Here is a 4368-nt window from a genome sequence, read left to right on the forward strand (position 1 = left end):
GCACCACCTTTTAGACTTTATGCTCGATGAGGCCATCCCTGTTACTCGCGTTAATTCTTCTTGATTTTGGATGGGGAGCTACAGGGCAAAAGCGTTTTGTATTCTGTATTCCTTGCTACATTCTGAATTTGGAATTGCTGGTAATCAGTAATCAGTGAAAAGACAGCATTGTTACGGCCATTTAATACTGCTGAGTTAATACCACTCACTTAAAACCCAAATTTTCGATAACTGTTTACTGACAACAGCAAAAAGCTCCCTAACCCCCATCTTGCCAATTTTTAAGTAGGTAGGTGTTGAAAACTTTCAGATGCCCCCCTTATTAAGGGGGGATTAAGGGGGGATCGGCACCCCCCTTATTAAGGGGGGATTAAGGGGGGAGCCATCTTCAATTTAATTATAACCAGCTACTTATTATGAGAACAATCGCTGAAATCAACGACAAAATTGCTAAAAAAACGGCTGTAGTCTGGACAGTAGAGGAATTAAAAAGCCGCGTGAGCGAGATGGGAATTAAGGAGGTTTTTTCCCAAGTAGATGTGGTTTGTACGGGAACTTTTGAACCGATGGAATCTTCGGGGGCAATTATTAATTTAGGTCAGACGGATCCGCCGATAAAAATTCGTCAATGTTGGTTAGATGGGATTCCTGCTTATGCTGGTTTTGGGGCGGTGGATTTATATTTAGGAGCCAGCGCTATTAGTGATCTAGCGGCCAAAAATGAGAATTTAGAGGGAGAAAATCCCGAAAGGGGCGGCGGACATATTATTGAGGATTTAATCGCTGGAAAATCGATTCAATTGCGCGCTGTCGGCCAGGCCACTGATTGTTATCCTCGCACTTCTTTTGAAACGATTATTTCTAAGGAGACTATCAATCAATTTTATCTTTTTAATCCTCGCAATCTCTACCAGAATTTTATCGTCGGAGTCAATGGGGGAGAGCGGACTTTATATACTTATTTGGGACCACTACAGCCGCGATTAGGTAATGCGGTTTATTCTAACCCCGGGGCAATTTCTCCCCTGTTAAATGACCCAGATTTAGAGGCTATAGGCATCGGTACGCGCCTTTTTTTGGGAGGAGGAATCGGTTATATTGCCTGGGAAGGAACCCAACATTTTCCCCTGCAAAAACGCCTACAAAATCGAACTCCTATTGGACCGGCTTCCACCTTAGCCTTAATTGGTGATGCTAAACAAATGAATGCTCGCTGGGTGCGGGGTTGTTATTTCAAAAATTATGGGGCTTCTTTAATGTTAGGGGTAGCAGTACCGATTCCAATTTTAAGCGAGGAAATAGTTCGACATTGTGCGGTAAAAGATGAGGAAATTGTCGCTCCAGTGGTGGATTTTTCCATTCCCCGGCGAGTCCGTCCTACCTTTGGTTTAATCACCTACGCTAAACTAAAAAGCGGTCGGATTATGATCGAGGGAAAAAGTGTTAAGGTGGCTCCTTTGGCCAGTATTTCCTTGGCCCGGGAAGCCGCTTTAGAATTAAAAGCACTGATCGAATCGGGAGAATTTACCCTCACAGAACCCGTGGCAAAAATTAATCTAGAGCGAACTTTTATCCCCCAGGATCGTTGGGGTGGAAAATTATCAATTGAGTGAGGAATTAAGGGATTGCGTGCAGGTGGCACAACTACAATTAAGATGACGAAAAATCGGATTTTCTTCCCCAGTTGTCTTGGCGATAATCATGTCACCTAAGTTCTCGGTGTTGAAACTAGGATGAAAGGACTCTGGGGCAGCTTGTACGGAGTTAGTGGTAACTGCTAGGGCTAATAAACTAGCGGAAGCAGTGGCAAGAATAAAGACTTTTTGATTCATAAGTTTGCGGGAATTATTGGCCATGAATACCACTGATTATAGCACCCTGCTTGCCGATGAGGAGATATTCTAATCATAAGAGTCAGAGAGGGCTAACCGTCAAATTAGCCAGATTGCGAATTTCTACTTTTTGTTCTTGGGCGGCAATTTCTCCGGCTTTTTGTAACAACTTGAGGGCGCTTTCCTTAATTCCGCTTTCCCTAAAAGGGCGGGTAATACTAAATCCTGTTTAAAAGGTATTATTAGGAGAATGGGAAGCGGGAAGCGGGGAGAAACAATCCAGATCTTGCGGATTTTTGCTTAACTCATCCCGATAGTTTCTGAATATCGGGAGCGGATTTTGTCGGTGAATCAGCACGAAATTGGGCGTAACCACCCGCTAAAAAAACGGTTTTACCCACGCCGCGTTGACCGATACCGAGTAAATTAAAAGGGGGGGGTTGTTGTGGGTGATAATATTTTCATGAGCAAATTACAGCGTTTCTCAGATACATGAGGTTGGTTCTTGCATCTGAAATACTTGATTATCGACGATTGGTCTGTGCTTCACCTTTACGAGAAAGGCTGTAATAGAGTAATCTAATTAGCTAATCGATCAATTTTTGGCAAGCACCTCCCAATTTAATGACAAAAAAGACAGCTTATCATCTTAATACACCCATAATTATACCCACGATCGCCTGTTTAGCCATTCTGTTAATTCTCGTGATAGCAGAAATTAGCGTGGCCCAGACGGCAACTAGCGACAATAGCGAGGCTTTATACCGAGAATTAAGGGTGAAAATCGATACTTTATGGGTAATTTTCACCGCTTGCCTTGTCTTTTTTATGAATGCCGGCTTTGCCATGCTAGAGTCTGGTTTTTGCCGCTCGAAAAATACCGTTAATATCTTAACCAAAAACTTAATTGTTTTTGCCTTGACAACGATCGCTTTTTGGTCTTTTGGTTTCGGCTTAATGTTTAGTCAAGGTAACGGTTTTGTCGGTCTTAGCGGTTTTTTTGTGCTAGGAGCCGATAATAGCCCCAATACTGGTCTCAACTATCTTGGCATCTTTCCCTCCCTTTCTTGGGCGGGCATACCTCTACAGGCTAAATTTTTCTTTCAATTAGTCTTTGCCGGCACTGCGGCCACGATTGTTTCGGGGGCAGTGGCCGAAAGAATCAAATTTCTGGCTTTTTTCCTGTTTAGTCTGCTATTAGTGGCTTTTATCTACCCGATCACCGGTCACTGGATTTGGGGAGGAGGTTGGTTAGCGCGGCTCAATTTTTGGGATTTTGCCGGTTCTACGGTAGTACACACGGTCGGTGGTTGGGCCTCTCTCGTCGGGGCAGTGTTATTGGGGCCGCGTCTGGGCAAATATCAAGGCAGTAATTCCATGGCACTACCCGGTCACAATCTCACCCTCTCTACCCTCGGCTGTTTTATCCTCTGGTTAGGTTGGTTTGGTTTTAACCCCGGTTCCACCCTGGCGATGGAACCCGAGGCTATTTCCCGCATCCTCCTCAACACTAATATGTCGGCGGCCACCGGCGGCATCGCCGCAACCCTAACCGCTTGGCGCTATTTCGGTAAACCAGACCTCTCGGTGATTATCAATGGCATTCTCGGTGGTTTGGTGGCCATTACCGCTGCCTGTCCCTATGTACAGATCGGTTGGGCGGCAATTATCGGCATGATCAGCGGTATTTTAGTGGTTTTGAGCGTCGATTTCTTCGATCGCCTCCAGATTGACGATCCGGTTGGGGCGCTATCGGTACATCTAGTCTGTGGTTTGTGGGGAACTTTTGCGGTAGCTTTATTTGCCGCCGGTATCGAGGCTAATTTTTATACCCAGGGACCGGTGAGGGGATTACTGTTGGGGGGAGGATTACCGGCAATTAAACAGGTATTCGTGCAACTTTTGGGCTGTGCGGCAGTTAGTCTTTACACTGTAATTGTCAGTTGGTCAGCATGGAAGGCGATCGATTTTTTCGTCGGTTTAAGGGTATCGACGGAAGCAGAATTGAGAGGACTGGATCTGAGCGAACACGGTTTACAAGCTTACAGTGGTTTTCTGTTTAAATCCGACCTTGCCCATAAGGTCTCGGCTATTATTCCCAAAAGAACCATTATTCCTCCCAAAGATCGGGGAGCGGATAAGTAGTCTGGCAAAATTAATTTCCTAGTCGAGACTCCAATTCAGTGATCAGTGATCAGATGTGAGTTTTCACTGTTGCCCCTTGCCTTCAGAAGCTGACTACTGACTCCTAACCAACCACGACAATTTTTGATTTTGACCGGAGTCCCCTTATCGACCTAAAAGATTGGCAATATCAGCACATCCCCCCGGAATAGTTGCCCGCGACTTTTCCCCACACCAACGACAACAATAGTGACGTTGTTCCTCGCTCATATTTTTCACCCCGGTAAAATTGACATTTTCTACCACTGCTCCCGTGTGTTCTCCGCTGTCATAATTGGGGGGAACGGTACGACTGCGGGGGGTAGCATTTTCTAGGGAACCATAAAATAAACGCATCCCTTTCATATCTGCC

At 45.2% G+C, this 4368-nt stretch carries 3 protein-coding genes and 1 pseudogene; 2 read left to right on the forward strand and 2 right to left on the reverse strand.

The window, feature by feature from the left end; all coding sequences use genetic code 11:
• The first annotated feature begins 416 nt into the window (after positions 1-416).
• A complete protein-coding gene (locus PX482_RS02605) occupies positions 417-1613 on the forward strand; it encodes a homocysteine biosynthesis protein (RefSeq protein WP_002757823.1) in 1197 nt (398 codons plus the stop codon).
• On the opposite strand, the gene PX482_RS02610 is transcribed toward PX482_RS02605, so the two are convergent.
• On the reverse strand, positions 1602-1832 hold the full coding sequence (locus PX482_RS02610; protein ID WP_043998916.1) for a hypothetical protein: 231 nt from the start codon (positions 1830-1832) through the stop codon (positions 1602-1604). The two genes, PX482_RS02605 and PX482_RS02610, sit on opposite strands and share 12 nt — an antisense overlap.
• A 624-nt stretch (positions 1833-2456) precedes the next feature.
• On the opposite strand from PX482_RS02610, the gene PX482_RS02615 reads away from it, so the two are divergent.
• Positions 2457-3977, forward strand: a complete 1521-nt coding sequence (locus PX482_RS02615) for an ammonium transporter (protein ID WP_002757821.1) — start codon at positions 2457-2459, stop codon at positions 3975-3977.
• 144 nt (positions 3978-4121) lie between these two features.
• On the opposite strand, the pseudogene PX482_RS02620 reads toward PX482_RS02615, so the two are convergent.
• Positions 4122-4368 (reverse strand): annotated as a pseudogene (locus tag PX482_RS02620) (pentapeptide repeat-containing protein); the annotation flags it as partial.

Source organism: Microcystis sp. M53602_WE12 (genome assembly GCF_030065455.1).
Taxonomy (GTDB): domain Bacteria; phylum Cyanobacteriota; class Cyanobacteriia; order Cyanobacteriales; family Microcystaceae; genus Microcystis; species Microcystis aeruginosa.